The sequence below is a fragment of the Kitasatospora sp. NPDC087861 genome (genome assembly GCF_044742585.1).
Lineage (GTDB): Bacteria > Actinomycetota > Actinomycetes > Streptomycetales > Streptomycetaceae > Kitasatospora.
On sequence record NZ_JBIUUS010000017.1, the window covers coordinates 182,697 to 209,184 of the forward strand.

General features: G+C 73.4%; 26 protein-coding genes and 1 pseudogene. 10 read left to right on the plus strand and 17 right to left on the minus strand.

What is annotated here, in order from left to right; all coding sequences use genetic code 11:
- Positions 1 to 23: 23 nt before the first annotated feature.
- From ACIOJE_RS24270 to zapE, 5 genes are all read right to left on the minus strand, one after another.
- Complete coding sequence (locus ACIOJE_RS24270; RefSeq protein ID WP_400778754.1) at positions 24 to 1,004, minus strand: TerC family protein; 981 nt, start codon at positions 1,002 to 1,004, stop codon at positions 24 to 26.
- Positions 1,005 to 1,219: 215 nt separating this feature from the next.
- A complete protein-coding gene (locus ACIOJE_RS24275; RefSeq protein WP_400778756.1) occupies positions 1,220 to 1,798 on the minus strand; it encodes a TerD family protein in 579 nt (192 codons plus the stop codon).
- Positions 1,799 to 2,052: 254 nt separating this feature from the next.
- Positions 2,053 to 4,146, minus strand: coding sequence for an excinuclease ABC subunit UvrB (uvrB, locus tag ACIOJE_RS24280; protein WP_400778758.1), 2,094 nt, complete (start codon positions 4,144 to 4,146; stop codon positions 2,053 to 2,055).
- A 44-nt stretch (positions 4,147 to 4,190) separates the two neighbouring features.
- Entirely contained in the window at positions 4,191 to 4,499 is a 309-nt protein-coding gene (locus tag ACIOJE_RS24285; protein ID WP_400778760.1) for a helix-turn-helix domain-containing protein, read from the minus strand.
- 117 nt (positions 4,500 to 4,616) lie between these two features.
- On the minus strand, positions 4,617 to 5,663 hold the full coding sequence (zapE, locus tag ACIOJE_RS24290; protein WP_280678317.1) for a cell division protein ZapE: 1,047 nt from the start codon (positions 5,661 to 5,663) through the stop codon (positions 4,617 to 4,619).
- A gap of 102 nt (positions 5,664 to 5,765) precedes the next feature.
- On the opposite strand from zapE, the gene ACIOJE_RS24295 reads away from it, so the two are divergent.
- From ACIOJE_RS24295 to msrB, 4 genes are all read left to right on the plus strand, one after another.
- The gene (locus ACIOJE_RS24295; RefSeq protein WP_400778762.1) at positions 5,766 to 6,533 is read left to right on the plus strand and encodes a pyrimidine reductase family protein; all 768 of its coding nucleotides are present in this window, start codon (positions 5,766 to 5,768) and stop codon (positions 6,531 to 6,533) included.
- Positions 6,534 to 6,688: 155 nt separating this feature from the next.
- Complete coding sequence (locus ACIOJE_RS24300) at positions 6,689 to 7,150, plus strand: indole-3-glycerol phosphate synthase (protein ID WP_280677971.1); 462 nt, start codon at positions 6,689 to 6,691, stop codon at positions 7,148 to 7,150.
- A gap of 191 nt (positions 7,151 to 7,341) precedes the next feature.
- Positions 7,342 to 8,772 carry a UDP-N-acetylmuramate--L-alanine ligase gene (gene murC, locus ACIOJE_RS24305; RefSeq protein ID WP_400778764.1) on the plus strand — a complete coding sequence of 477 codons (1,431 nt, stop codon included), beginning with the start codon at positions 7,342 to 7,344 and terminating at the stop codon, positions 8,770 to 8,772.
- Between the two features lie 22 nt (positions 8,773 to 8,794).
- Positions 8,795 to 9,199: a peptide-methionine (R)-S-oxide reductase MsrB gene (msrB, locus tag ACIOJE_RS24310; RefSeq protein WP_280677969.1), complete on the plus strand. Its 405-nt coding sequence runs from the start codon at positions 8,795 to 8,797 to the stop codon at positions 9,197 to 9,199.
- Positions 9,200 to 9,268: 69 nt separating this feature from the next.
- Here msrB and ACIOJE_RS24315 read toward each other — a convergent pair whose 3' ends face one another.
- The 8 genes from ACIOJE_RS24315 to ACIOJE_RS24350 all read right to left on the minus strand — a co-directional run bounded on the left by ACIOJE_RS24315 (position 9,269) and on the right by ACIOJE_RS24350 (position 16,941).
- Entirely contained in the window at positions 9,269 to 10,471 is a 1,203-nt protein-coding gene (locus ACIOJE_RS24315; RefSeq protein ID WP_400778767.1) for a cytochrome P450, read from the minus strand.
- The gene (locus ACIOJE_RS24320; protein ID WP_400778795.1) at positions 10,468 to 11,076 is read right to left on the minus strand and encodes a GTP-binding protein; all 609 of its coding nucleotides are present in this window, start codon (positions 11,074 to 11,076) and stop codon (positions 10,468 to 10,470) included. Before ACIOJE_RS24320 ends, ACIOJE_RS24315 begins: the two co-directional genes overlap by 4 nt.
- 55 nt (positions 11,077 to 11,131) lie before the next feature.
- Positions 11,132 to 11,485, minus strand: coding sequence for a DUF742 domain-containing protein (locus ACIOJE_RS24325; protein WP_280677965.1), 354 nt, complete (start codon positions 11,483 to 11,485; stop codon positions 11,132 to 11,134).
- Positions 11,482 to 11,913: a roadblock/LC7 domain-containing protein gene (locus ACIOJE_RS24330; RefSeq protein WP_400778769.1), complete on the minus strand. Its 432-nt coding sequence runs from the start codon at positions 11,911 to 11,913 to the stop codon at positions 11,482 to 11,484. Before ACIOJE_RS24330 ends, ACIOJE_RS24325 begins: the two co-directional genes overlap by 4 nt.
- Positions 11,910 to 13,718, minus strand: a complete 1,809-nt coding sequence (locus ACIOJE_RS24335) for an ATP-binding protein (protein ID WP_400778771.1) — start codon at positions 13,716 to 13,718, stop codon at positions 11,910 to 11,912. The genes ACIOJE_RS24330 and ACIOJE_RS24335 overlap by 4 nt, the downstream gene beginning before the upstream one ends.
- Before the next feature lie 112 nt (positions 13,719 to 13,830).
- Positions 13,831 to 14,844: an MBL fold metallo-hydrolase gene (locus ACIOJE_RS24340; protein WP_280677959.1), complete on the minus strand. Its 1,014-nt coding sequence runs from the start codon at positions 14,842 to 14,844 to the stop codon at positions 13,831 to 13,833.
- Positions 14,845 to 15,061: 217 nt separating this feature from the next.
- The gene (locus ACIOJE_RS24345) at positions 15,062 to 15,808 is read right to left on the minus strand and encodes a hypothetical protein (protein ID WP_400778773.1); all 747 of its coding nucleotides are present in this window, start codon (positions 15,806 to 15,808) and stop codon (positions 15,062 to 15,064) included.
- Between the two features lie 200 nt (positions 15,809 to 16,008).
- The gene (locus ACIOJE_RS24350; RefSeq protein WP_280677955.1) at positions 16,009 to 16,941 is read right to left on the minus strand and encodes a GNAT family N-acetyltransferase; all 933 of its coding nucleotides are present in this window, start codon (positions 16,939 to 16,941) and stop codon (positions 16,009 to 16,011) included.
- A gap of 279 nt (positions 16,942 to 17,220) precedes the next feature.
- On the opposite strand from ACIOJE_RS24350, the pseudogene ACIOJE_RS24355 reads away from it, so the two are divergent.
- From ACIOJE_RS24355 to ACIOJE_RS24365, 3 genes and pseudogenes are all read left to right on the plus strand, one after another.
- A pseudogene (locus tag ACIOJE_RS24355) lies at positions 17,221 to 18,629 on the plus strand (DUF692 domain-containing protein).
- 38 nt (positions 18,630 to 18,667) lie between these two features.
- Positions 18,668 to 19,759: a TIGR04222 domain-containing membrane protein gene (locus ACIOJE_RS24360; protein WP_280677953.1), complete on the plus strand. Its 1,092-nt coding sequence runs from the start codon at positions 18,668 to 18,670 to the stop codon at positions 19,757 to 19,759.
- A 69-nt stretch (positions 19,760 to 19,828) separates the two neighbouring features.
- Complete coding sequence (locus tag ACIOJE_RS24365; RefSeq protein WP_280677951.1) at positions 19,829 to 20,611, plus strand: TIGR04222 domain-containing membrane protein; 783 nt, start codon at positions 19,829 to 19,831, stop codon at positions 20,609 to 20,611.
- 99 nt (positions 20,612 to 20,710) lie between these two features.
- Here ACIOJE_RS24365 and hemQ read toward each other — a convergent pair whose 3' ends face one another.
- From hemQ to ACIOJE_RS24380, 3 genes are read right to left on the minus strand one after another with little or no spacing between them, the layout of a single operon-like run.
- Positions 20,711 to 21,445 (minus strand): hydrogen peroxide-dependent heme synthase, encoded by a 735-nt coding sequence (gene hemQ / locus ACIOJE_RS24370; RefSeq protein WP_280677949.1) that lies wholly within the window; start codon positions 21,443 to 21,445, stop codon positions 20,711 to 20,713.
- Positions 21,442 to 22,872: a protoporphyrinogen oxidase gene (gene hemG / locus ACIOJE_RS24375; RefSeq protein WP_280677947.1), complete on the minus strand. Its 1,431-nt coding sequence runs from the start codon at positions 22,870 to 22,872 to the stop codon at positions 21,442 to 21,444. Before hemG ends, hemQ begins: the two co-directional genes overlap by 4 nt.
- Before the next feature lie 34 nt (positions 22,873 to 22,906).
- Positions 22,907 to 23,485 carry a Uma2 family endonuclease gene (locus ACIOJE_RS24380; RefSeq protein ID WP_280677945.1) on the minus strand — a complete coding sequence of 193 codons (579 nt, stop codon included), beginning with the start codon at positions 23,483 to 23,485 and terminating at the stop codon, positions 22,907 to 22,909.
- Between the two features lie 64 nt (positions 23,486 to 23,549).
- Here ACIOJE_RS24380 and ACIOJE_RS24385 point away from each other — a divergent pair, with 64 nt between their 5' ends.
- Positions 23,550 to 23,981 (plus strand): DUF523 domain-containing protein, encoded by a 432-nt coding sequence (locus tag ACIOJE_RS24385; RefSeq protein WP_400778797.1) that lies wholly within the window; start codon positions 23,550 to 23,552, stop codon positions 23,979 to 23,981.
- A gap of 115 nt (positions 23,982 to 24,096) precedes the next feature.
- Complete coding sequence (locus tag ACIOJE_RS24390) at positions 24,097 to 24,393, plus strand: hypothetical protein (protein ID WP_280677941.1); 297 nt, start codon at positions 24,097 to 24,099, stop codon at positions 24,391 to 24,393.
- 46 nt (positions 24,394 to 24,439) lie between these two features.
- On the opposite strand, the gene hemE is transcribed toward ACIOJE_RS24390, so the two are convergent.
- Positions 24,440 to 25,507: a uroporphyrinogen decarboxylase gene (gene hemE, locus ACIOJE_RS24395; RefSeq protein WP_280678311.1), complete on the minus strand. Its 1,068-nt coding sequence runs from the start codon at positions 25,505 to 25,507 to the stop codon at positions 24,440 to 24,442.
- A 182-nt stretch (positions 25,508 to 25,689) separates the two neighbouring features.
- Between hemE and ACIOJE_RS24400 the strand changes: the two genes are divergently transcribed.
- Entirely contained in the window at positions 25,690 to 26,352 is a 663-nt protein-coding gene (locus ACIOJE_RS24400) for a DUF3000 domain-containing protein (protein ID WP_280677939.1), read from the plus strand.
- Positions 26,353 to 26,488 lie beyond the last annotated feature (136 nt).

Here is a 26,488-nt window from a genome sequence, read left to right on the forward strand (position 1 = left end):
GGGGGCCTCGGCCGTCAACGGGCTCAGGCGTCCAGCTTCTCGGCCTCGCGCTCGGCCCGCTCCCGCTTCTTCGAGGCCATCAGGCTGGTGACCGTGGTGACGGCCAGCACGACCACGATGACGCCCAGCGAGAGCGGGATGCCGATCTCCGGCACGTTCGCGCCCGCCTCGTGCGCCGCGTGCAGCACCAGCTTCACCCCGATGAAGCCGAGGATCACCGACAGGCCGTACGACAGGTGGACCAGCTTCTTCAGCAGGCCGCCGATCAGGAAGTACAGCTGGCGCAGGCCCATCAGGGCGAAGGCGTTGGCGGTGAAGACGATGTACGGGTCCTGGGTGAGGCCGAAGATCGCCGGGATGGAGTCCAGCGCGAACAGCACGTCCGTGGTGCCGATCGCCAGCATCACGATCAGCATCGGGGTCATCAGCCGGCGGCCGTTCTCCCGGACGAAGAGCTTGGTGCCGTGGTACTTGTCGGTGGACGGGAAGCGCTGCTCGATCGACTTGAGCAGGCGGTTCTCCTCGAACTCCTCGTCCTCCTCGCCGGCCCGGGCTTCCTTGATCAGCTTCCAGGCGGTCCAGATCAGGAAGGCGCCGAAGATGAAGAACACCCAGGAGAACTCGGAGACCAGCGCCGCGCCGCCGGCGATGAACACCGCCCGCAGCACCAGCGCGATGATCACACCGAACATCAGCACGCGCTGCTGGTAGATCCTCGGCACCGCGAACTTGCCCATGATCAGGATGAACACGAAGAGGTTGTCGACACTGAGCGACTTCTCGGTGATGTAACCGGCGAAGAACTCACCGGCCGGCTGCACGCCGGAGTGCCACCAGAGGAACCCGCCGAAGATCAGCGCCAGCACGATCCAGACCGCGGTCCAGATCCCGGCCTCCTTGATCGAGACCTCGTGCGGCTTGCGACCCCCGATGAAGAAGTCCGCCACGATCAGTGCGATCAGCACACCGATCGTGGTGACCCACATGGCTATGGAAACGTCCACTACTGCTCCTCCGGCAGGTAGGCGAGACAGTCATCGTCACTGCCGGAGGTCTCTTCCGCCCGCCGGGCCCGCTCCGGGGCGTCCGCACGGACCAGCGCCCCGGGGCGCCGCTCGTGGGCACCCGTGATGACGGGACAACTGCGGGGGAATACTCCCCTCCGCTGCCATCGAGAGTAACAGGAAGCCCAAAGAAAGGTAAAGAAGGTAAAGAACCGTCAGAGGTACGGCTCGATCGCCGGGAGCAGGTCCTGGAAGGTCCGCCCCTTGGCCGGCGCGCCGATCGCCTGCATCTCCCAGCCGCCGGACCCGTCGCGGAACACCTTCGCCATGATCTGCCCGGTGTGCGGCCCGCCCCCGGCCAGCTCGTACCGGGCCAGCTCCTCGCCCGTGGTCTCGTCCACCAGCCGGCAGTGCGCGTTCTGCACCTCCGCGAAGGTCTGCCCGGTGTACGAGCTCACCGTGAACACCACCTGGGTGATGTGCGGCGGCACGTGCAGCAGGTCCACCAGGATCGCCTCGTCGTCCTCCGCGCCGGAGCCGCCCTCCAGGTTGTCCCCGGTGTGCCGGACGGAACCGTCCGTGCTCTCCAGGTGCTGGAAGAACACCACGTCGGACGGGGTCTTCTCGGCGTACAGGAGCGCCGAGGCGTCCAGGTCGATCGTCCTGGTCCGGCTGCCGAACAGGCCCCGCTTGGGCGCGGCCCGCCAGCCGAGCCCCATCCGGACCACGGTGAGCGTGCCGCCGGGCCCCTTCTGGAGACTGACCCGCTGGCCCTTGGCAAGGTTCACCGACACGGCGTTGTCCTCTCTGCCCGGCCGCGCGGTCGGTCCCCGCGCGGCACCACGGTGGAACACCCCGTGCCGTCCCCCGGCTGAGGCCCCCTGTTGCTGCCGCACCGCCCCGTCCCGAGGTCGATGCCGCAGGCCAGCCTAGGGCCTGCGGAACCCCGCTTCCCCCGGCGTTCGCCGCTTTGTGGCAAGGCTGAGACAGCGCCGGGCTTGACCGGTGTCACACCGGCCCGGCCCGGCGGCCCCCGCCACCCCCTCGATCAGGCCACGCCGGCCTCCCGCATCTGACGCAGCTCCCTCTTCAACTCCTTCACCTCGTCGCGCAGCCGGGCCGCGACCTCGAACTGGAGGTCGGCGGCGGCCGCGTGCATCCGCTCCGTCATCGACTGGATCAGCTCCGCCAGCTCGGTGGCCGGCAGGCTCTCGCCCTGCTTGCGCTCGATGCCCAGGGCCGGCACCGGCGCCTTGCCCTTCGACGCGGCCCCGCGGTAGCCGGTGGAGAGCAGTTCGTCGGTGTCCACGTCCTCGCGGGCGAGGGTGTCCAGGATGTCGCCGATCTTCTTCCGCAGCGGCTGCGGGTCGATCCCGTGCTTCTTGTTGTAGGCCTGCTGCACGGCCCGGCGGCGGTTGGTCTCGTCGATCGCCTTCTCCATCGACGGGGTGATCCGGTCCGCGTACATGTGCACCTGGCCGGAGACGTTGCGGGCGGCGCGCCCGATCGTCTGGATCAGCGAGGTGCCGGAGCGCAGGAAGCCCTCCTTGTCCGCGTCCAGGATCGCCACCAGCGACACCTCGGGCAGGTCCAGGCCCTCGCGCAGCAGGTTGATGCCGACCAGCACGTCGTACCGGCCCGCCCGCAGCTCGCGCAGCAGCTCCACCCGGCGCAGGGTGTCCACGTCGCTGTGCAGGTACCGGACCCGGATGTCCAGGCCGAGCATGTAGTCGGTGAGGTCCTCGGCCATCTTCTTGGTCAGCGTGGTGACCAGGACGCGCTCGTCCCGCTCGACCCGCCGGCGGACCTCGTGCACCAGGTCGTCGATCTGGCCCTCGGTCGGCTTGACGATCACCTCCGGGTCGATCAGGCCGGTCGGGCGGATGATCTGCTCGACCTGGCCGTCGCCGCGGGACAGCTCGTACGGGCCCGGCGTCGCCGACAGGTACACCGTCTGGTCGGTCCGCTCCAGGAACTCCTCCCACTTCAGCGGGCGGTTGTCCATCGCGGAGGGCAGCCGGAAGCCGTGCTCGACCAGGGTGCGCTTGCGCGAGGCGTCGCCCTCGTACATCGCGCCGATCTGCGGGACGGTGACGTGCGACTCGTCGATGACCAGGAGGAAGTCCTCCGGGAAGTAGTCGAGCAGGGTGTTCGGCGGGGAGCCCGGCTCGCGGCCGTCGAAGTGCATCGAGTAGTTCTCGACGCCCGAGCAGGTGCCGATCTGGCGCAGCATCTCGATGTCGTAGGTGGTACGCATCCGCAGCCGCTGGGCCTCCAGCAGCTTGCCCTGCTTCTCCAGCCTGGCGAGCGTCCCCTCCAGCTCCTCCTCGATGCCGGTGATCGCCCGCTCCATGCGCTCCGGGCCGGCCACGTAGTGCGAGGCGGGGAAGACGTACACCGACTCGTCCTGGCTGATGATCTCGCCGGTGAGCGGGTGCAGCGTGTACAGCGCCTCGATCTCGTCACCGAACATCTCGATCCGGACGGCCAGCTCCTCGTAGACCGGGAAGATCTCGATGGTGTCGCCGCGGACCCGGAAGGTGCCGCGGGTGAACGCCACGTCGTTGCGCGCGTACTGGATGTCCACGAAGCGGCGCAGCAGGACGTCCCGGTCGATCTCCTGGCCGACCTTCAGCGGCACCATCCGGTCCACGTACTCCTGCGGGGTGCCGAGGCCGTAGATGCAGGACACCGACGCGACCACCACCACGTCCCGCCGGGTCAGCAGTGAGTTGGTCGCCGAGTGCCGCAGCCGCTCGACCTCCTCGTTGATCGAGGAGTCCTTCTCGATGTAGGTGTCCGTCTGCGGGACGTACGCCTCGGGCTGGTAGTAGTCGTAGTACGAGACGAAGTACTCGACCGCGTTGTTCGGCAGCAGCTCGCGGAACTCGTTGGCCAGCTGGGCGGCCAGCGTCTTGTTCGGCGCCATCACCAGGGTGGGCCGCTGCAGCCGCTCGATCATCCAGGCCGTGGTGGCCGACTTCCCGGTACCGGTGGCACCGAGCAGGACGACGTCCTTCTCCCCGCCCTTGATCCGCCGCTCCAACTCGGCGATCGCCGCCGGCTGGTCCCCGTTCGGCTGGAAGGGACTGACGACCTCGAAGGGCGCCACTGACCGCTCAATACTCGTGATGGGTCGCACGGGTCCACCGTACGACCCATCACTGACAAGCGGCACCGGTCCGCTCAGGCCGCGTGCGCCTCGAACCTCATGGCGGGCTCGCGCGCGGGGTCGATCCGGACCACGGAGTCGAAGGCGGCGGCCAGTCGCTCGATCAGCGGCAGCGTCGGATCGACGCCGCTCTCCTCGATGCTCTCGACCGTCTCCTCGTCCGGCCCGGCACGCTCTGCGAGCTCGGCGGGCGTCCAGCCGGGAGCGGACCGGCGGGCGTACACGGCCTCGGCCAGCGCCATCCGCCGCCCGGCCGCCCGGTACTCCTCGCTCTCCCGATGCTCCGGCGGCACGACCCACCGCGTGTGATAGCCGCTGCTCACTCGCGCACCTCGGGTTCGATCTCGATCGAGTAGCCCTCTACGGACCCGCCACCGGCCATGCGTCCCCCCTCTGTTCCACGAGGGAGCAACGTCCGACCGGAGTCGCGGGTTACGGGCTCAGGCCTTCGCGCTGTCGCGGGCGAGGGCCACCAGGCGGGAGATGGCGCGGAGGTACTTCTTGCGGTAGCCGCCGCGGAGCATGTCCTCGGGGAAGACCTGGTCGAAGGGGAGGCCGGAGGCGGTGATGGGGAGTTCGCGGTCGTACATGCGGTCGGCGAGGACGACCAGGCGCAGTGCGGTGGACTGGTCGTCGACCTGGCGGACGCCGCGCAGGCAGACGGCGGCGACGTCGTCGAGCAGGGCGCCGTAGCGGCTGGGGTGGACGGCCGAGAGGTGGGCGAGGAGGGTGTCGAAGTCGTCCAGGGAGGCGCCGGGGGTGCGGGCGGCGACGGCCTCGACGGTCTCGTCGGAGTAGGGCGGCGGGGCGTCCGGGAGGCCGCGGTGGCGGTAGTCCTGGCCGTCGATCCGCATCGGGCGGAAGTGCGCGGACAGGCCCTGGATCTCGCGCAGGAAGTCGGCGGCGGCGAAGCGGCCCTCACCGAGCTTCTCCGGCAGGGTGTTCGAGGTGGCGCACAGCTTGACGCCGTTGTCGACGAGGCGGCCGAGCAGGGTGGAGACCAGGACGGTGTCGCCCGGGTCGTCGAGCTCGAACTCGTCGATGCACAGCAGCGTGTGCCCGGAGAGGGTCCGGACGGCCTGCTGGAAGCCGAGGGCGCCGACCAGGTTGGTCAGCTCGACGAAGGTGCCGAAGGCCTTGGGACCGGGCGCGGCGTGCCAGAGCGAGGCGAGCAGGTGGGTCTTGCCGACGCCGTAGCCGCCGTCGAGGTAGACGCCGGCCGGGCCGGTGGGCGCGGGGGCGGAGCGGCGGAACCAGCTGCGCTTGGGCGCGGAACCGTTTCCTCCACCGAGGGTGGTGGCGAACTGCTCCAGGACCTGGACGGCCTCGTACTGGCTGGGCTGGTTCGGGTCCGGGAGGTACGTCCCGAAGCTCACGTCGGAGAATCGGGGCGGCGGGACCATCTCGGCGACCAGCCGCTCGGCGGGCACGACGGGGCGGCGGTCGGCGAGCGCGATCGGGGAGCCGGCCGCGCTCGCGGCGGCTATCGACTCGGTCGCGGTGTCGGGGCGGGGAGCTGCGGGCACGTTAGTAGAGGGTACGCCTGCTCCCACCCCCCTCCGGACGGCCTCCGGTGGAAGACTGTTGGCATGCAACAGTTGATCAGCCCGCTGGGCGAGCCGGTCGCCGACCCGGCCTCGCTGGAGTCGCTCGCCGCCGTCTACGCGTACCCCGACCAGGTGAACCGGGGACGGCCCTGGCTGCGCGCCAACATGGTGGCCGGCCTGGACGGCGGGGCGAAGCTGGACGGCCTCTCGGAGGGCCTGTCCGGGGACGCGGACAAGCGGATCTTCGGTGTGCTGCGCGCGCTGTCGGACGTGGTGCTGGTGGGCGCGGAGACGGTCCGCACGGAGGGCTACCGGCCGGCCCGGGCGCGGGCCGAGTTCGCGGCGGCGCGGGCGGCGGCCGGGCAGGCGCCGGCCCCGGCGATCGCGGTCGTGAGCCGCTCGCTGACCCTGGACCTGAGCGCGCCGCTGTTCACCGCGCCGCTGGTCAGGACGGTGGTGATCACCACCGCGGACGCCCCCGAGGAGCGCCGCCGGGCGGTCGCCGAGGTGGCCGACCTGGTGCTCGCCGGCGAGGGGTCGGTGGACCTGCGGGCGGGCGTGTCGGCGCTGGCGGAACGGGGCTGGACGCGGTTGCTGAGCGAGGGCGGCCCGCGGCTGCTGGGACAGCTGGCGGCGGCGGGCCTGCTGGACGAGCTGTGTCTGTCGCTCGCCCCGCTGATCACGGGCGGCGACGCGCCGCGGATCATCCACGATGCGGAAATGCCTGACGTGCAGCGGATGCGACTGGTCTCATTGATCGAGCAGAAAGGATTCCTCTTCACCCGCTACCTGCGTCCGCCGACCCCGTGACCCCCAGGTCCCGATCCCGTTCCCCAGTGGGGCCTTCGTCACGCGTGGCCGGTGCGCCGGGGGAGCCCGGACGAGCGACGCGTGGCGAAAGCTTCCGCCGGGCACCATGGGATCCGACGCCGGGGCCCGGGGGCCGGCCACTGGAAGGGACTCACGTGTTCAAGACGGTACTGATGATCGAAAAGGCTCTCTCCGACGCGGACGTGGAGCTCGTCACCACGCTCCACAGCGACGAGAAGGTCTCCTTCGTCGTCCTGATGCAGCCGCGCGGCAAGCAGGACGAGCTGCTGCGGGCGCTGGACGACGTCGCGCTCGGCCACCTCGACAGGATGGTGCACGAGCACGACGAATCCGAGACCGGGCCGACCGTGGCCTCCGAGTCGCTCGAACACAGCCTGCGCCACCTGCGCGAGGCCGGGGCCGAGGCGGTCGGCGAGCTGGTCGAGGAGAAGCCGCTGGACCGGCTGCGGGCGGCGGTCGAGGAACACCGGGCGGACGAGGTGGTGGTGCTCACCTCCCCGCACTTCGTGGAGGAGTTCTTCCACCGCGACTGGGCCTCCCAGGCCCGGCACAAGGTGGGGGTTCCGGTGCTGCGGCTGTTCGCCAGCGACTCCTAGGGCCGGTCCGATCGGTCCGCGCGGGCCCGGCAGGATCGGCCGGACAGGCCCTGAGTCACCCGGCCGGTGGTGCAGAATCGTCCTTGCGGTCCGCCCGCGAGGACGATTCCCCTCTCGTCCGCCCGATCTGTCCCGCCCTCCTCGCCCGCCGCCGGGCAGGAGGGGTCCCCATCGCCCTACGGAGCCCCGCCTTGAACGACGCCGCGCACGACCTGCACGCCCCGCACTTCATCGGCATCGGCGGCGCCGGGATGTCCGGCCTGGCGAAGATCCTCGCGGTGCGCGGCGCCAGCGTCTCCGGCAGCGACTCCAAGGAGTCCGAGACCGTCCTCGCGCTGCGCGCCCTCGGCGCGACGGTGCACGTGGGCCACGCGGCCGAGCACGTGCCGGACGGCGCCAGCAGCGTGGTGGTCTCCAGCGCGATCCGCGCCGACAACCCGGAGCTGGCCGCCGCCCGCCACCGCGGCATCCCGGTGGTGCACCGCTCCGACGCGCTGGCCGCGCTGATGGGCGGCCGCCGGGCGCTGGCGGTGGCCGGCACCCACGGCAAGACCACCACCACCAGCATGCTCGCCGTCGCCCTCGGCGAGCTCGGCCTGGACCCGTCCTACGCGATCGGCGGCGATCTCGACGCGCCCGGCTCCAACGCCCACCACGGCGTCGGCGAGATCTTCGTCGCCGAGGCCGACGAGAGCGACCGCAGCTTCCACAAGTACGAGCCCGAGGTGGCGATCGTGCTCAACGTGGAACTGGACCACCACGCCAACTACGCCTCGATCGAGGAGATCTACGAGTCCTTCGAGACCTTCGTCGGCCGGATCTCCCCCGGCGGCACCCTGGTGGTCTCCGCCGACCACGAAGGTGCCCGCGAGCTGACCGCCCGGGTGGCCGGCCGCGAGGGCCTCACCGTGGTGACCGTCGGCGCCGCCGAGGACGCCGACGTCCGGGTCCGCTCGGTGGTCGCCCACGGCATGACCAGCGAGGTCACCGTGGAGCTGGACGGCGCCGAGCTGGTCTTCACCGTCTCGGTGCCCGGCCGGCACTACGCGCACAACGCGGTCGCGGCGCTGGCCGCGGGCGTCGCGCTGGGCGTCCCGGCCGCCGACCTGGCCAAGGCGCTCGGCGCCTACACCGGCGTGCGCCGCCGCCTCCAGCTCAAGGGCGAGGCCGGCGGCGTCCAGGTGATCGACTCCTACGCCCACCACCCGACCGAGATGACCGCCGACCTGGAGGCGATCCGGGAGGGCCTGGAGGGCGAGGGCCGGGTGCTGGTGGTCTTCCAGCCGCACCTGTTCAGCCGCACCCAGCAGCTCGCCGAGGAGATGGGCCAGGCGCTGGCGCTGGCCGACGCCTCGGTGGTGCTGGACATCTACCCGGCCCGCGAGGACCCGATCCCGGGCGTGACCAGCGAGCTGATCATCGACGCCGCCCGCCGGGCCGGCGCCGACGTCACCGCCGAGCACTCCTTCGCCGCCGCCCCCGCCCTGCTGGCCGGCCTGGCCCGCCCGGGCGACCTGCTGCTCACCATGGGCGCGGGCGACGTCACCAACCTGGGGCCGGCCGTCCTGGACGAGATCAAGGGAAGCCTGAAGCACCTCTCGAACGTTGCCTCCAACGTCTGACGTACCCCGACCGGGAGCCGTGATGAGCTACGAGATCGAGAAGACCGAGGCCGAGTGGCGGGAGCAGCTGAGCCCCGAGGAGTACCACGTGCTCCGCGAGGCGGGCACCGAGCGCCCGTTCACCGGTGAGTACACCGACACCAAGACCGTCGGCGTCTACGGCTGCCGGGCCTGCGGCGCGGAGCTGTTCAGCTCCGAGACCAAGTTCGACAGCCACTGCGGCTGGCCGTCGTACTACGCGCCGCTGGCCGGGGACCGGGTCCAGTACATCGAGGACACCACGCTCGGCATGCGCCGGGTCGAGGTGCGCTGCGCCCGCTGCGGCGGGCACCTGGGCCACGTGTTCGAGGGCGAGGGCTACGGCACGCCGACGGACCAGCGCTACTGCATCAACAGCGTCTCGCTGACGCTGAAGCCGGCCGAGTAGGACGGCACAGGAGGCCCGGGCAGCCGTGCCGGCGGCCCGGGCCTTCGTGCGGTCCCGTGCCGTCCCGTGCTATCCGGCGACCGGGGCGAAGCGGACCGGGAGGTGGACCAGGGCGCGGTGGAAGGGGCCGGGGCGCCAGAGCAGGTCCTCGGCCGGAGTGGCCAGTTCGAGGTCGCTGAGCCGGCTGGTCAGCTGTTCGATCGCGGTGATCGCGATCAGCAGCGCCGGGTCCCGGGCCGGGCAGGCGTGCGGGCCGGCCGCCCAGGCCAGGTGGGCGCTCTCACCGCTGCGCAGTTCGGTGCCGTCGGTGGGCGGCGCGGCCTGCGAGTTGGCGGCCGCGTAGGAGACCAGCACCAGGGTGCCGGCCGGGATCTCCCGGCCGTGGAAGGTGATGTCGTAGCGCGGGTAGTGGGCGGACAGGTTGGCCAGCGGCGGCTCGTGCCAGAGCACCTCGTCGATCGCCTGGTAGGCGGTCATCGCGCCGCCGATGAGGGAGCCGGCGTAGCGGGCGTCGGTGAACAGGCGCAGCAGGGCGTTGCCGATCAGGTTGGTGGTCGGCTCGTGCCCGGCGATCATGGTGAGGGTGATCTGCCGGATCACCTCCTCGTCGTCCAGCTCCGCCGGGTGGGTGACGAACCAGGAGGCGAGGTCGTGCCGGGGCCGCTCGCGCCGCTCGGCGACCATGGCGGTGACCACCGCGACGAGGTCCGCGTACGCGACGACGGCCTTCTCGGTGGACTCGATCATCCCGGCGATCCCGGCGACCAGTCGGGCGCTGTGCTCCTCGGGCACGCCGAACCAGGTGGTGAGGACGAAGGCGGGCAGCTGGCGGGCGTACTGGGCGATCAGGTCGGCGGTGCCGGCCGCCTCGAAGCGGTCGATCAGCTGGTGGGCGACCTCGGCGACCCGGCGCTGGAGCCGGTGCGGTTCGAGCAGGGCGAGGCCGTCGGTGATCACCGCGCGGTAGCGGGCGTGCACCTCGCCGTCGCTGAACAGGGCGGTCGGGCGGTAGCCGAGCACCGGCAGCAGCGGGTTGTCCGGCGCGACGGTGCGCTGCCAGGCGCGGGAGTCCTTGGAGAAGGTGTCGGTGTCGCGCAGCAGGTCCAGGGCGGCCTGGTAGTCGGTGACCAGCAGGGCCTCGACGCCGGGCGCCATCTCCACCGGGGCGACCGCGCCGTGGCGGCGCAGCCGGTCGTAGACCAGCTGTGGATCGGCGGCGAAGACCGGGCCGTAGATCGGGGTCGGGCGGGTCTCGGTGGTCTCGGTGGTCACGGGCGCTCCTCGGCGGCGGAAGCGGCAGGGTGGGGGGCGGGCGGCACGGAAGCGGCAGGGGCGGGGGCGGCCTCGGCGGGCAGGCCGTCGAGGACGTGCTCGGCCAGCGCGATCAGCGCGTCGAGGCTGGCGCCGCGCTCGCGGGCGTCGCAGAGCAGCAGCGGGGTGGCGGGGTGCAGGTCCAGGTGGGCGCGCAGCACCTCGACCGAGTGGCCCGGCGCGTCCGGGAAGCAGTTGACGGCGACGGCGTACGGCAGGCCCTGCTCCTCGACCATGTCCATGATCTCGAAGGAGTCGGCGAGCCGGCGGGTGTCGGCGAGCACCAGGGCGCCGAGCGCGCCGCGGGCGATGTCCTGCCAGAGCGGGAAGAAGCGGCGCTGGCCGGGGGTGCCGAACATGTAGAGCACGAGGTTGCCGGGCAGGGTCAGCCGGCCGAAGTCGACGGCGACCGTGGTGGTGGCCTTCTCGGGCAGGCCCGCCAGGTCGTCCACCGGCCGTCCGGTCTCGGTCATCGCCTCCTCGGTGTGCAGGGTGGCGATCTCGGAGAGGGTGCGGATGAGCGTGGTCTTGCCGACCCCGAACGGGCCGGCCACCAGCAGCTTCATCAGCGTCTGGTCCCGGTCGGGCAGGTAGCCCACCCGGCTCGGCCGGTCGGCCGGGCTACCGGAGCGCACGGAGTCCAACGAGGAGCCTCTCGACGATGGAGCGGTCGGTCTGCTGGGCGCGGGGGATCGGCGCGCGGGCGCGCAGGCAGCCCGCCTCGACCAGATCGGCCGCGAGGAAGACGGTGGCGCTGACCGGCAGGCGCAGGTGCGCGGCGGCCTCCACCACGGTCAGCGCGCCGGGGCGCAGCAGTTCCCAGAGCCGGTGGTGTTCGGGTTCCAGTTCGCGCGGCGGTTCGGCGCGGTCCGCGAACAGCACGGTGAGCCGGTCGAAGCCGGCGGTGCCGGGGCGGGTGCGGCCGCCGGTGGCCAGGTAGGCGGGCACCATCCGCCTGCGGGGTACGGCGGTCATGATCGGGCGGTGCTGTCCGGCTGCCGGGTCGGACTCGCGAGGGCACGGCCCAGGGCGGCGACCTGCACCTGCATCTGGTAGGCCACGTTGCCGAGTTGGGCCTCCAGGGAGGTGAACACGGCGAGCGAGGTGTTCTCCCCGGCCGGGACGACGACGGCGTAGCCGAGGTCGGACTCGACCACGGTCTGGGCCAGCCGGGGCCGCTCGGTGTCGGTGAAGGCGCTGGTGAACGCGCGGGCGGCGGCGTGCACGGTGGCGGTCATCGCGGCGACCCGCTCGGCGGAGGCCCGGTCGAGCCCGTCCGAGGCGCCCTCGACGAGGCCGTCGCCGGTGGCGATGACCGCGTGCAGCACCCCCGGCAGCTCCAGCAGCGGGGTCAGCACCCACGAGATCTCGTCGGTGGTGGTCGGGCTGGGCGTGCTGCTCACTGCTCGGCTCCTTCAGGGGTCGGGGCGGGCGGGCGGCCGGTGGTGCGGGCACCGGTGTCGCGGGCGGCCGTGGTCGGGCCGGGCTCGCCCGTCGCGCCGGTCCCGCCGTTCGGACCGGTCTCGTCGTTCGTACGGGTCTCACGGGCGGCCTGGGTCACGGCGGCCCGGCCGGAGCCGGTGCCCTGCTGCAGCGCCTGCCAGTGCTCGGCGGCCCGCTCGGGCGTCCGGACCGGCGGCTCGGCCGGTCCGGCGGACGGCCGGGCGGCGGCCTCGGGAGCGCCCGGGCCGTCGGCGGGGAGCGGACGGCGGCGGCGCCGGCTGGGCAGGCCGGTGCCGTCGTCGGCCGGGTCGGCGGGGCCGGCCGACGCGTCGGGCACCACGTGGATGGCGGGCGCGGGGTGCGGGCCCGGCTGGTTGTGCCGGTCGGCGAGCGCGGGCGGGCCGTCGCCCTCGTCGGCGTCGCGCATCGGCGGGACGGCCTGGACGGTGGGCGCGGGGGCCGGGCCGGCACCGGCCCGCAGCGGCAGCGGGGTGAGCACCGACAGCTGCTGCTCGTCGTCGACGACCGTCACCAGCGCGGCCGGGATCCGCAGGAGGGTGCGCATCCCGCCGTACGGCGAGGGCTCGATGTGGCAGGAGAAGCCGTACTGGCGGGCCAGCTTGCCGATCACGGCGAAGCCGGTCTTGGGCGGGTTGCCGAGTTCGGTGAGCAGGACGTCGGGCGGGCCGGCCAGCAGCCGGCGGGCCCGGCGCAGCTGGTCGTCGTCCATGCCGATGCCGCTGTCGTCGATGATCACCAGCGCGCCGCGGCCGCCCTGCTGGACGGTGACCGGGATGTCCGTCTCCGGGTGCGAGTAGGCGGAGGCGTTGGCGAGGAGTTCGGCGACGGTGATGGCCAGCGGCTCGGCGGCCCGGGCGACCACGGCGAGCCGCTGCTCCCGCAGGTGGTTGGCGACCTTGATCCGGGCGTAGCCGGGCACCCGGGAGAGCGCGCCGACCACCACCTCGGCGAGCGGCGAGTCGGTGCGGGCCAGGCCCGGCCAGGCCTCGCAGAGCACGGCGACGGTCTGGATCCGGCGCAGCGCGACCTCGTTGCGGAAGTCGACCTCCAGAAGCCGGGGGTCGTCGTTGTCGTCCTGGAGCTGCTGGACCAGGCTCTGGATCTGGTAGAGCAGGGTCTGGATCCGGGAGGTGGCGCCGCGCATGGCGGCGCGGGCGGCGGCGTCGACCCGCTCGCGCTCGTCGGTGAGGGCGGCGGTGGTGGCGTCCAGGACGGACTGCAGCGCCCGGACCGCCTCGGGGCCGACGGTCTGCGGGTCCAGCGGGCCGACCAGCGGGGCGTTGGCGTGGCTGAGCCGGACGGCCGTGGCGGCCACCCGTTCCTGGGCGAGGTGGCCGATCTCGGCGAGCAGGGCGGCGGTGTGCGCCTCGGCGGCGGCGAGCCGCCGTTCGGCCTCCTCGGCCCGGGTGCCCGCGGCGGTGGCCCGCTGGTCGGCCTCCCGGGTGGCGTCCTCGGCGGCGCGGCCGCGGCTCTCGGCCTCCCGGCTGCGCTCCTCCGCGGCCCGGTAGCGGCCCTCCGCGTGGCGGGTCTCCTCGACGGAGCGCCGGGCGGCCTCCTGCGCCTCGCGCAACTGCTGCTCGGCGCGGGCCAGCCGGCCCTCGGCGGCGCGGGCGCGCTCCTCGCCGTGGCCGCGGGCCGTCTCGGCGGCGACCGCCCGGGCGAGGGCCCGGGCCCGGCCGCGGGCGAGCAGGGTCGCCGTCGCGGCGGCGACCAGCGCCAGGGCGATCAGCGCGATCTGCGTCATCGAAGTCCTCGGGAGTCCTCAGGGGGTCCTGGCTGGTGGGCTGCTGCCGGGGCCGGGCGGGTGGCGGTCCGGCCCGGGCCCGGCGGGCGGTCGGTCGGTCGGTCCCGGACGGTCAGTCCCGGGCGGCGGCGCGCGGACGCGGGATGCGGGCGGCGTCCTCGGCCAGTTCGTGGGCCACCAGGGCGACCTCGCTCATGGCCTCCAGGACGTTCGGCACCTCGGTGCCGTCCAGGTGCCGGTACTCGGCGGCGACGGTGAGCACCAGGCGCTCGGGCAGGCCGAGTTCGGGGTGGCGCTGCTCGGCTATCACCCGCCGGGCGGCGTCCAGCGCGGGGAGCCCGGCGGTGTGCAGGGCGTGTGCGCGCTCCCGGACGTACTCCAGGTAGGCGATCTGGGTGCGGACGCCGTCGCGGTCGAGCACCGGGCCGTGGCCGGGGACGAAGATCTCCGCGCCGGTGGCCAGGACCAGCTCGCAGGCGGCGATCACGTTCTCCAGCGGGCCGGCCCAGTGCACCGGGTGGTCGCCCGGGTACTCCGGGGTCGAGCCGAAGATCACGTCGCCGGTGAACACGGTGCGCTGGTACGGGAGGTGGACGATCAGGTCGCCGCCGGTGTGGGCGGCGGGCAGCCCGGTCACCTGCACCGGGTACTCCCCCACTCGCAGCTCCAGCTCGCCGGTGAAGACGGTGTCCGGGTGCACGGGCGCGGTGGCGGACCAGTCGAACCGTCCGAAGTGCTCCCTGAGGTAGCCGCCGAGCGGGGAGTGCGGGTCGCCGCCGACGACGAGCGCGTGCTGCTGCTGCGGGGTGGGCTCGTAGTGGATGTGCTCCAGCGCCTCGCGGGTGGAGATCACCTCGGCGTCCGGGACGACCCCGGCGCCCCACAGGTGGTCGCCGTTGGCGTGGGTGACGATCACCCGGTCGACCTCGACCCCGGCCGGCAGCAGGCGGCGGCTGGCGGCCAGGAACTCCCCGGCCAGGGTGGGGTCGTAGGGGGTGTCGATCCAGAGCGCGGTCTTCGCCGAGGCCAGCAGCCCGCAGTTGGCCAGGCCCCAGCCCCGCTTCGGGGGGAGCCACACGTACAGGTCCTCGGCAATCGCGCTCACGTTCGCACGGTTGATCGTCATGTGCGCGATTATGCCCATACCGTGTCAGGAGTGGGGCAAAACCTGTACGACCGCCAGGAGTTGCTGCCCCAGACTCTCCCGAGCTGTCCGGTTTCACCCCTGGTGGTCGAGACCAATCGTCTCAATGTTCGGGATCGTCCGTGGACACCTGGAACGCCCGGACACCCCGCGCGGCGATCGGGACGGGGCCGGGGCGGAGACCAAGGCGGGGCCCGGATCAGAGCGTCGGCAGGATCCGGCAGACCTCGACCGTGACGTCCACCGGGTCCAGGCCGATCACCCGCCCCTCGACCGCGACGAATCCTTTCTCCCCGGAGCGGAAGATCGCCGCCAGCGGCGATTGCCGGCCCGCCGCGGCCAGCGCCTCCACCGCCATCGCGGACCCGAAGGCGAACACCCCGCAGAGCACGATGCACGGCGCCTGCCGGGGCGTCCGGGTCACGAAGATGAAACCGTGGTCCCGGATCAGCTCCCCGACCGGGTTGTACAGCGACTCGAAGGTCATTCCGCCCCAGCGGGCGCGGGCCTCGTCCGGGTACTCGATGCCGAAGTCCGGGAACACCGCGTCCAGGACGCCCCGGGAGTAGGAGTTGACGCCCGGGCCGCCGATCGAGAAGGTCGGCATCCGCGGGTCCTGCGCGCCGGCCACGACCAGTTCGATCGTCGCCTTCCGGTTGACCTTTCGCAGCAGGTCCGTCAGCTGCGCTATCGCCCTGGCCTCGGCCATCGGCATGAACAGCACGTTCTTCGGCCCCCGGCTGGTCAGCTGGCAGCCGTCCACGGCGAAGGCGAACTCCTCGACCTCGATGCTCGGCGTGATGATCTGCACCCGGCCGTACGGGGCGAGCATGGCCCGGAGGAAGCCGTACTGCAGGAACAGCCGGGTGCGGGCGAGGGAACGGGCCACGAGGAAACCGATCACGGCCGGAACCGAGGCGATCAGGACCTGAAGCAGGATCTCCATATCATTCCCCCGGGGGAAGACTCGGCCACGAACTGTGTGCCCTCAGGTAAGTCCCCGCCGACGGACCGGAATACCCCCGTTACCGCGCCCCGAATACCTCCGCCCACACAATTCCCCGCCGCCTTCCCGGGGAATATCCTCAACCGATCCGGCTCCGCCCATTCCGACGTACCGTCACATCCACTTGCCAGACGGCGACTTCAGGCGCCAAGCCGCTTGATCCCCTTGAACTCCCCGGCACAGCGCTCGTACCCCAGCCACGCGTTGATCGCGAGCATCGGCGCGTTGGTCGCGTCGTTCGCGGTGTACGCGTGCCGGACGCCGGCCGCCGCGGCCAGCCGCAGCGACTCCAGCTTGGCCAGCTTGCTCAGGCCCCGCCCGCGGAACTGCCGACGGCAGGCGGTGAATCCGGACCAGTACAGGCCCCGTCCGTCGGTCTGCGCGATGGTGAACGCGGCCGGTTCGCCGTCCACCACCGCGACCGTGGTCAGCGCCTGGTCCAGGTCCGGCCGATTCCAGACGCCCTGCCGCCAGTCCTCGTACTCGGTGGCGTCCAGCACCACCTCGCCGGGCTCGTCGCGGCTCGCGTCCTCGTCGATCACGAAGAGCGGGAGCGGGTCGTCCGCCCAGTCGCTCCCCGGGCGCAGCTCCACGCCGGCCGGGAGGACGGGCGCCTGCGGAAGCGGCAGCGTCAGGTCCCGTCCGGAGAAGTAGCCCTGCCGCCCGATCACGAAGCCCCGGGCGGCCGCGAAGGCCAGCGACCCGGGTGCGTCGTCCACCCAGCCGTGCACCTCGGTCACGCCGTGCTCGGCCAGGTGCCGCTCGGCGGCCGCGAGCAGGCCGGTGAACGCGCCGCGCCGCCGGGCCCCGGGCAGCACGCTGCCGTTGGCGTAGCCGACGCCCACGGTCGTCGTCCCGACCGCCACCGCGCAGCGGACCGAGCCGACCACCCGGCCGTCCAGTTCGGCGACGAAGGTGCGGAAGTGCTCGCCGGGCAGCTGCCGGTCGTTCATCCAGACCAGGTTCTCGGCGGTCATCACCAGGTGCGCGCGCCCGGCCCGGTGCGCGGCCACGGCCGCCTCGGCGTCGTCGGGGCGGAAGTCACGGATTGTCAATGAAGTCTTCGAAGTCATGGATTCGCACGCTATCCGCAGTGGGCCGCCCGCCGCTTCGCATTTTCCGCCGGCGGGCCCGCCGTTGTGGCACCCCACCTGCGGCAACGTCCGGATCCGGGGACTAAAGTCCCTCATCACCAGGACGGCAAGCTCAAATAATGCTCTGAGATGACCGGGTGAGGCTTGGCAGCCACCCCACCCGGGGACATCCTCAGCAGCACGGCCGCGCGGTCCTGGCGACGACGCCCGCACCACCCGACGGCCCTCCCCACCCAGCCCTCCGAAGGGGGCGAACCGATGACCTCCCCTGCACTGGAACTGCCCGCACGGGCAACCGCCGGCCCCGCCACCGCGGACCGGACCGCGGCGGAACGGACGACCGCGGACCGGACGGCCGCGGACCGCGCCACCGCGAACCGCCTCGGTGTCGGCCTCGGCTGGCGCGCGGAGATCGACACCGTGGTCGAACGCCAACCCGGCCTGGACTGGGTCGAGGTAGTCGCCGAGAACATCTGCGCCGACCACCTGCCCGAGTCCCTGACGGTCCTGCGCGCCCGCGGCGTCACCGTCGTCCCGCACGGCGTCGCGCTCGGCCTCGGCGGCGCCGACCTGCCCGACCCCGCCCGGCTCGCCCGGCTCGCGGAGACGGCGCTCGCGCTCGAATCCCCGCTGGTCACCGAGCACCTGGCGTTCGTCCGGGCCGGCGGCCTGGAGGCCGGCCACCTGCTGCCGGTCCCCCGCACCCGGGACTCGCTGCGGGTCATCGCCGAGAACGTCCGGATCGCCCAGGACCAGCTCCCGGTCCCGCTCGCCCTGGAAAACATCGCCGCCCAGCTGGCCTGGCCCGACGACGAACTGACCGAGGGGCAGTTCCTCGCCGAACTGGTCGAGCGCACCGGCGTCCGGCTGCTGATCGACGTCGCCAACCTGCACACCAACCGGGTCAACCTCGGCGTCGACCCGGCCGCCGAACTCGACCGCCTGCCGCTGGAGGCGCTCGCCTACGTCCACGTCGCGGGCGGCACCCTGATCGACGGCGTCTGGCACGACACGCACGCCCACCCCGTCACCGAACCGGTGCTGGACGTCCTGGCCGAACTCTGCGCGCGGATCGCACCACCCGGCGTCCTGCTGGAACGGGACGCCGCCTTCCCGCCGCCCACCGAGCTGGCCGGTGAACTGGACGCCATCCGCCGGGTGCTGGAGGGGAGCACCCGCGGATGAGCGACCTGACCACCCACGTCGAACCGAACGGGCCCGCCGGTGCCGCCGCCGGCACCGGGGCCGAGCGCCCCGGAGGCGAGTGCGCGACCGGCGCAGCCCGCGCCCGGCTGGCACGGCGCCAGCAGGAGCTGCTGGCCGCCCTGGTGGCCGGCGGCCCCGTCCCGCCCGGCTTCGACCCGGACCAGGTCCGCGCCCAGTCCACCGGCCTGGCCACCAAACGACGGGACACCGTCGCCAAGGTGGCCCCCGACCTGCCCCGCCTGCTCGGCCCGCAGTACGGGCCGCTGTTCCTCGGCTACGCCCGCCGGCACCCGCAGACCGGCGGCTACCGCGCCGACGCCCGGGCCTTCGCCGCCTGGGCGCTGGCCGACGACGGCCCACTCGCCGCCGACCGCCGCCGGGCCCTGGAGCAGTGGCTCCACCCGGCCCCCGAGCGGCCGACCGGCCCGCTCGCCCGTCTGCGCCAGGCCCTGCGGCGCTGAGTACCCGCCTTCACCGCACACCTCGGGGGAACCCGCCCATGTGGCACAACAGTTACTTCGTCATCCCCGCCGTCCTGCTGGCGGCGGCCGCCCTGTACGCGACCCGGACCAGGCAGCGGATCGGTCACGTCCGGTACGCCCGGGGCCTGCCCGGCCGCGGCCTGCCGCTGATGGACACCGCGTTCCTGTCCGGCGGCCCGGGCCGGGTGTTCGACACCGCCCTGGTCCGGATGCACCTGGCCGAGCGGGCCGTGATCAACCGCGCCGGCCTGGTCACCCTCATCGGCCACAAGCCGTACGACGCCGTCGACCAGGCCATCCTGGAGGCCGTCGGCCCGGGCGGCAGCCGTGAACTCGCCCCGCTGCGCCGCGCCGTGATGCGCTCCGCCGCCGTGCAGGAGATCGGCGACCGGCTCGCCGACCGCGGTCTGCTGCGCCGGCCCGAGCGGCTGCGGCGGGCCCGCACCGCCCGGCGCCTGCTCTGGCTCGCGCTGCTCGGCGTGGTCGTCTTCACCGTCCTCGCCTACGTGCTGGACGACGGCGGCGCCGGCTCCGACCGGCCCGCGGTGTGGATCCCGCTGCTGCTCCTGTTCATCGGCGTGGTCAGCCTGCTCGTCACCCCGACGGTCAAGGGCCGGATCACCCCGGCCGGGCAGCGCCAGCTCTCCCTGATGACGGTCGGCTCGCCGTGGACGCCGAGCGCCGGCCTGTCGCCGAAGATGACGGGCGGCGCGCTGCTGGGCGCCCTCGCGCTCGGCGGGTTGGCCGCCGCCGGGCTGGAGAACGACGAACTGCAGGAGGTGATGCTGGCGGCCGCCCAGGAGGAGGCGGTGAAGTCGGCCGCCGCGAGTGCCTACTCCTCCTCGACGAGCTCCTCCTCGTCCGGCTCGTCCAGCTGCTCCAGCTCCTCCGGTTCCTCCTGCGGGGGCGGCTCCGCGGCCTGGTGCGGCTCCTCCGACTCCGGTTCCGGCTCCCACTCCCACTCCTGCGGCGGAAGCGGCAGCAGCTGCGGCTCCAGCTCCAGCAGTTGCGGCTCCTCGTCCTCCAGCTGCGGGTCCTCGTCCTCCAGTTGCGGCTCGTCCTCGTCGAGTTGCGGGTCGAGCTGCGGTGGCGGCGGCTGCGGCTCCTGACGTCACAGTTCGGTATCGCGGTCCGGTAAGCCGTTCCCCGCGCCGTCGGCCCAGGCATACAACAAGCCCATGTGGTTGCTGTTCCTGATACCGGCGTGCGTCGCCGCGGTCCTGTCCTGCATCCGGCTGGTCCGGACGACCGCCGCCGCCGACGCCCTGGCCGAGGCGGACGGGCTGCGGCCGCCGGAGGCCGTCGGGATCGGCCTGTACGAGACGGCCTACCTGGCCGGCGGCCCGGGCCGGGTGGTCGAACTCGCCCTCGTCCTGATGGCCGGCCGGGGCCGGCTGCACCTGGCGCACACCGGCTGGACCACGGTGGTCGACCCCAAGGGCCGCAGCCGCCTGGAACGCGCGATCATCACCACCGTCGGCCCCGACGGCCAGTGCCGCACCGACGAGCTGCGCCGGGCGATGGCCGAGCACCCGACCGTCCTGGAGATCGGCGCCCGGCTCTCGCTGGCCGGCCTGGCCACCCCGGCCCTGATCCAGCGCAGCACCGTCCTGGTGGTCCGGCAGGTGCGGCACGCGCTGCTGCTGTCGCTGCTCCTGCTGGCCGCCGCGCTGGCCCTCAGCGGCTTCACCGGCGGTGACGCCCTCGCCCCGCTCGCCTGGTTCTCCCTGCCGCTGGTGCTCACCTCGGGCACCCTGCTGATGGCCCGGGTCGACGTCTACCCGTACACCCGCTGGGCGTCCCCGGTCGGCCAGGAGGTGCTGCGCGAGGTCCGCCCGGCCCGCCAGCGCGGCCTCGCCGACGACGAGGAGCGCGAACTGCTCACCGCCGTCGCCATGAACGGCCCCGCCGTCCTCCCCGACGCCCGCCTGCGCGCCGCCCTCCGCCCGCACCGGACGTGACGGCGCCGCGCCGGACGCACCGGACGCGCCAGACGCACCGGACGTGACAAACGGAACGGGGCCCGCCGAAGCGGACCCCGTTCTCCGGCCCCGAAGTGGTCAGGCCAGGCCGTTCAGCAGCTCGCTGACCGGCTTGCGGCGGCCGGTGAAGAACGGCACCTCCTCGCGGACGTGCAGCCGGGCCCGGGAGGGGCGCAGGTCGCGCATCAGGTCGACGATGCGGTGCAGCTCGTCAGCCTCGAAGGCGAGCAGCCACTCGTAGTCGCCGAGCGCGAACGAGGCCACCGTGTTGGCCCGCACGTCCGGGTAGCCGCGGGCCATCTGACCGTGCTCGGCGAGCATCGCGCGCCGCTCGGCGTCCGGCAGCAGGTACCACTCGTAGGAGCGGACGAACGGGTACACGCAGACGTAGTCGCGCGCGCGCTCGTCGGCGAGGAACGCCGGGATGTGCGACTTGTTGAACTCGGCGGGGCGGTGCAGCGCCATGTTCGACCAGACCGGCTCCAGCTGGCGGCCCAGGCCGGTGCGGCGGAAGCGGTTGTACGCCTCCTGCAGGTCGTCCGAGTCGCCGGCGTGCCACCACACCAGGATGTCGGCGTCCGCACGCAGCCCGGACACGTCGTACGTGCCGCGCACCGTGACGTCCTTCGCGGCCAGCTGGGCGAACAGCTCGTCCACCTCGGCGGCCAGGGCGCTGCGGTCCTCGGGCAGCGCGCCCTTGAGCTTGAACACCGACCACATGGTGTAGCGGATGACCTGGTTCAGGTCGCGCGCCTTCTTCTTCTCGGGCTGCTGCTCCGGCTGCTCCGGCTGCCGCTCAACGGTCTCAGTCATGCGCCCATTGTCCTCTCCGTGGAACCTTCCCCGGTCGCCGGGGCCAACAGTTTGTCGAGGGCGGCCACCGCGGCGGCCGCCGAGCCGATGCAGGCCGGAATGCCCACCCCGTCGTACGCGGCGCCGCACAGCGCCAGTCCCCCCACCCGGGCCGCCGCCGCCCGCACCCGGGCCACCCGGTCCAGGTGGCCCACCGGGTACTGCGGCAGACCGGCCCGGAAGCGTGAGACGGCGGTGTCGTACGGCCGGGCGGTCAGGCCGATCGCCTCCCCGAGGTCCGCCAGCGAGCGGGCCACCAGTTCCTCGTCCGGCAGCTCCAGCGCCTCCTCCTCGCGGTAGCGGCCCAGCGAGGTGCGCAGCAGGAACGCGTCCGGGGCGGAACGCTCCAGCCAGCCCCACTTGTTGGAGGAGAACGTCGACGCCTTGATCCGCCGCCCGTCCACCGGCGGCACCAGGAACCCGCTGCCGACCGGCACCTCGGCCAGGTCGGCCCGGCGGAACGCCAGGGTCACCAGCGCCATACCCGCGTACTCGACGGTGTCCAGCTCGGCGGCCGTCGTCGGCGCGTCCGCGCGCAGCAGCCGGGCCGCGGCCGGGGCCGGGGCGGCCAGCACCACGGCGTCCGCGTGCAGCACCTCGCCGCCGGTCACCACCCGCCAGCCCTCGGGGGTGCGGCGCAGCTCGTCCACCGGCGCGTTCGTGCGCAGGTCCACGCCCGCCTTCACGCAGGCTGCGGCGACGGCCTCCGGCAGGGTGCCGAGGCCGCCGTGCAGGCCCTGGAACACCGGGGTGCCGACCACCTTCGGCCGCGAGGCCAGCTCGTGCACCCCCTCGACCAGCGAACCGCCGCCGCGGGCGATCGACAGCAGCTGCGGTACGGCGGCGCGCAGCGAGATCTCGTCGGCCCGCCCGGCGTAGACGCCGCCCAGCAGCGGCTCGACCAGCCGGTCCACCACCTCCTGCCCCAGCCGGTCGGCGACGTAGCGGCCGATCGCCACGTCGTCCCCGACCTCGGTGGCGCCCTCGTGCCGGGCCCGCTCCAGCCCCTCGGCGGTGAGCACCCCGGAGGCCGCCAGCGCGTCCAGATCGCCCGGGACGCCCATCACCTGCCCGCCCGGCAGCGGGCGCAGCGCCCCCCGGGTCCAGATCGACGCCTTCGCGGTGGTCGGCGGCTCCAGCTGCTCCGCCAGTCCGACCGCCCGCGCCAGCTCCACCGCCTCCGGCCGCCGCGCCAGCATCGACTCGGCCCCCAGGTCCACCCGGACCCCGCCGACCTCGCCGCCCCACAGCTTTCCGCCGACCCGCTCCGACGCCTCCAGCAGCGTCACCCGCGCCCGCACCGGCCCCCCGGCGGCCCCGCTCAGAAAAGCGGCCGCGGCCAGCCCCGCGATCCCACCACCGACGACGACGACCTGTGCATCCGACATGCCTCGCAGTCTCGCAGGTCTTTACACGCAGGCCTCAACCCGCCCGCTTCGGCACCAGGCTGTCCAGGTCGATCGTGATCGGGAACGGCACCGGCCGCTCCAGCACGCCCCGGAAGATCCCGGCGGGTGCGTAGGTGGAGGTCGGAACATCCAACTCGTAGACGTGCACGACCGGCAGGCCGTCCTCCTCGACGATCCAGTAGTGCGGGATCCCGGCCTCGGCGTACTTGCGAAGCTTGACCGTACGGTCCCGGTGCGCGGACTCCGGGGAGACGACCTCGACCACGAGCGTGACGTCGGCCGGAGCGAACCAGGTGCGATCGGCGTCATAGGCAACGGTGGTGACCACCACGTCCGGCTCCGGGCGATTGCGCCGATCCGGCTTGATCGTCATCTCGCGATCGACCAGCGACCCCGCCGGTGCCAGATCCTCCAGGGCGGTGGTCAGCCTCGTCACCGTCCGGCTGTGCCAGGAACGCCGGGGCGACATCATGAAGACCAGGGCTCCATCGATCAGTTCGGTGTGCCGCGGTGCCTGCGGCAGGTGGTCGAGGTCATCGGCCAACCAGCCCTCGTCCCTGGGCGCGTACATCCAGTCCGGCAGCTCACGCATGGTCCGAAGATAGCGATTTGCGAGGCGCGGAGAGCCACTGCTTAGGCTGTGCGCTGTGGAACCTATCGTGGTGAGTGCGTGTCTGGCCGGGGTGCCGTGCCGGTACGACGGACGGGCGAAGACCTCCCCGGGCGCCGTGCGGCTGGTCGAGGAGGGGCGGGCCGTCGTGGTGTGTCCGGAGGGGGCGGGCGGGTTGCCGACGCCGCGGCCCCCGGCGGAGATCGTGGGCGGGGACGGGGCGGACGTGCTGGACGGGCGGGCGCGGGTGGTGGACGCGACGGGGGCCGACTGCACGGCGGAGTTCGTGGCCGGGGCCCGGGCGGCGCTGGCGGCGGCCGAGGCGGCGGGCGCGCGGCGGGCGCTGCTGATGGCGCGCAGCCCGTCCTGCGGCTGCGGCCGGGTGTACGACGGGACGTTCACCGGGGAGCTGCGCCCCGGGGACGGGGTGACGGCGGCGCTGCTGCGGCGGGCGGGGATCGAGGTCGCGACCGGGTAGCGGCGTGTCCGGCCCGCCGCCGAGCCGTGCTCGAGTCGCGATCTCCCGGTGGGGTCCGTTCGGCCCGCCCTCTCGTCCAATGAGGAGATCTGCCAACGGACTTGGGGAGGGCCCGATGAGGGGACGAAGAGCGGGAGCAGGGGCGTCGGCGGCGGTGGCGGTGGCCGTCCTGCTGCTCGGGGGGTGCGGCGCGGGGGCCGAGCGGGATGCGTCGGCCGGCTCGGCGGCGGGGAAGGCGGACGCCGCAGCACCGGCCGCGCCCGCGGCCGCACCGAACGCCGCCGCGGCGGTGGCACCGTTCCTGCTGGTGCTGGGCGTCCCGGCGGCGCTGGTGTACCGGGTGTGGCGCCGGCGCCGCCCGGCGGCCGCGCTGCCCCCGGAGCCCGGCCCGGAGGAACCGGACGAGGACTGACCGCGCCGGTGGCGGCCCCGGACAGGGGGCCGCCACCAGGGGGCTGTCAGCGGGCGCTGGCCTCGTGGACGAAGGCGACGAGACGGGAGAGCGCGTCCGGGTCCATGGACGGCAGGACGCCGTGGCCGAGGTTGAAGATGTGGCCGCTGGTGCCGAGCGCCTGGGCGGCGTGCAGGACCTCGCGGGCCTTGGTCTCGACGACCTTGGTGGGGGCGTACAGCACGGCCGGGTCGAGGTTGCCCTGCAGGCCCTTGCCGGGGCCGACCCGCTCGGCGGCGACGTTCAGCGGCACTCGCCAGTCGACGCCGACGATGTCCGCGCCGGCCTGGCCCATCAGGCCGAGCAGCTCGCCGGTCCCGACGCCGAAGTGGATCCGCGGCACGCCGTAGTGGGCGACGGCGTCGAACACCTTGGTGCTGGACGGCATGACCGAGCGGCGGTAGTCGTCGGGGGCGAGCGCGCCGACCCAGGAGTCGAAGAGCTGGACGGCCGAGGCGCCGGCCTCGATCTGCACCTTCAGGAAGGCGGAGGTGATGTCGGCGAGCCGGTCGACCAGGGCGGCCCACAGCTCGGGCTGCCCGTACATCATGGCCTTGGTGTTCTCGTGGTTCTTGGACGGCCCGCCCTCGATCAGGTAGCTGGCCAGGGTGTACGGGGCACCGGCGAAGCCGATCAGCGGGGTGGTGCCGAGCTCGTCCACCAGCAGGCCGACGGCCTCGGTGATGTAGGGGACGTCGTCGGGCTCCAGCGGGCGCAGCCGCTTGAGGTCCTCGGCGGTGCGGATCGGGTCGGCGATGACGGGGCCGATGCCGGGCTTGATGTCGACGTCGATGCCGACGGCCTTGAGCGGCACCACGATGTCGCTGAAGAAGATCGCCGCGTCCACCTGGTGCCGGCGCACCGGCTGCAGGGTGATCTCCTTGACCAGCTCGGGCCGCATGCAGGACTCCAGCATGGGGATGCCCTCGCGGACCTTCAGGTACTCGGGCAGCGAGCGGCCGGCCTGGCGCATGAACCACACCGGGGTGTGCGGCACCGGCTCGTGCCGGCAGGCGCGCAGGAACGCGGAGTCGTGCGCGGCGCCGCGGCGCGCGGGGGTGGGCGGGCCGTCGATGGTGGCCGCCGTGGTGTCTGCCGTAGTCTCGCTCACGGTTCAAATCTTCGCATGCGCCCCGGGGCGGCTTTCCCGGCCGGTCTCGTGGGTTCCTCCAAGATCTGACCAGGTTTGCCGTTCCGGCACGCCGCTCGGACGGAAGTTGCGGCGTTAACCGAAGTTTTCGACCTAGTCTTCGGGTCATGGCAGCGGTCGGCGGGCACCCCGCGCAGGGTGGCGGAGCAGGTGGCGGAACAGGTCGGGAGGGGGCGCCGAGCGAGTTCCGGGCCGCCCTGGAGGCCCTCGACGGAGCACGGCTGCGGCCCGAGATCCAGCTCTCCCCCGCGCCGGCCCCGCGCCGGCTCGCCCCGCACGCCTTCGCGGTGACCGCCTCGGTGGAGGTGGACGGCGAGGAGTTGGCGGACGGCCGACTGGTGCTGCTGTACGACCCGGCCGGGCAGGAGGCCTGGAACGGGGACTTCCGCGTGGTGACGATGACCCGGGCGGAGCTGGAGCCGGAGATGGCCGGCGACCCGATGCTGTCGGAGGTCGGCTGGGCCTGGCTGCTGGACGCGCTGCAGGCGCACGGCGCCGGGTACGCGGAGCCGTCCGGCACGGTGACCCACTGCGCCTCGCAGTACTTCGGCGCGCTGGCGGAGCGTCCGTCCTCGACCGAGATCGAGATCCGGGCCTCCTGGACGCCGGCCGACGGCCGGTTCGAGCGGCACCTCGCGGCCTGGGGGGATCTGCTGTGCATCAGCGCCGGTCTGCCGCCGGCCGCGCCGGCCCCGCAGGCGCCGGCCGACGTGCCGTCACTCGGTGGGGTGGTCCCGATGCCCGCGCGACGGCGTCCGCGTTCGCACTGAGGAGTGGCGGGGGGGGGGGGGGGGGCCGGGGGGGGCGCCCCCCCCCCCCCCCCCCGGGGGGGGGGGGGGCGCCGCCCCGGGGGGGGCCCCCCCAACGGGGGGGCGCAGGCGAAACCCAACGGTTTGGTAGGTTTTT

Bases quoted from the DNA above. Each gene is read 5' to 3' on its own strand.
- ACIOJE_RS24400 (WP_280677939.1), top strand. From the start codon at position 25,690: ATGGCAGCGGTCGGCGGGCACCCCGCGCAGGGTGGCGGAGCAGGTGGC.
- ACIOJE_RS24360 (WP_280677953.1), top strand. From the start codon at position 18,668: ATGTGGCACAACAGTTACTTCGTCATCCCCGCCGTCCTGCTGGCGGCG.
- hemG (WP_280677947.1), bottom strand. From the start codon at position 22,872: ATGTCGGATGCACAGGTCGTCGTCGTCGGTGGTGGGATCGCGGGGCTG.
- ACIOJE_RS24295 (WP_400778762.1), top strand. From the start codon at position 5,766: ATGCAACAGTTGATCAGCCCGCTGGGCGAGCCGGTCGCCGACCCGGCC.
- ACIOJE_RS24365 (WP_280677951.1), top strand. From the start codon at position 19,829: ATGTGGTTGCTGTTCCTGATACCGGCGTGCGTCGCCGCGGTCCTGTCC.
- ACIOJE_RS24340 (WP_280677959.1), bottom strand. From the start codon at position 14,844: ATGACGATCAACCGTGCGAACGTGAGCGCGATTGCCGAGGACCTGTAC.
- ACIOJE_RS24335 (WP_400778771.1), bottom strand. From the start codon at position 13,718: ATGACGCAGATCGCGCTGATCGCCCTGGCGCTGGTCGCCGCCGCGACG.
- ACIOJE_RS24350 (WP_280677955.1), bottom strand. From the start codon at position 16,941: ATGACTTCGAAGACTTCATTGACAATCCGTGACTTCCGCCCCGACGAC.
- msrB (WP_280677969.1), top strand. From the start codon at position 8,795: ATGAGCTACGAGATCGAGAAGACCGAGGCCGAGTGGCGGGAGCAGCTG.
- ACIOJE_RS24325 (WP_280677965.1), bottom strand. From the start codon at position 11,485: ATGACCGCCGTACCCCGCAGGCGGATGGTGCCCGCCTACCTGGCCACC.
- hemQ (WP_280677949.1), bottom strand. From the start codon at position 21,445: ATGACTGAGACCGTTGAGCGGCAGCCGGAGCAGCCGGAGCAGCAGCCC.
- ACIOJE_RS24380 (WP_280677945.1), bottom strand. From the start codon at position 23,485: ATGCGTGAGCTGCCGGACTGGATGTACGCGCCCAGGGACGAGGGCTGG.
- ACIOJE_RS24345 (WP_400778773.1), bottom strand. From the start codon at position 15,808: ATGGAGATCCTGCTTCAGGTCCTGATCGCCTCGGTTCCGGCCGTGATC.
- ACIOJE_RS24320 (WP_400778795.1), bottom strand. From the start codon at position 11,076: ATGAAGCTGCTGGTGGCCGGCCCGTTCGGGGTCGGCAAGACCACGCTC.
- ACIOJE_RS24390 (WP_280677941.1), top strand. From the start codon at position 24,097: ATGAGGGGACGAAGAGCGGGAGCAGGGGCGTCGGCGGCGGTGGCGGTG.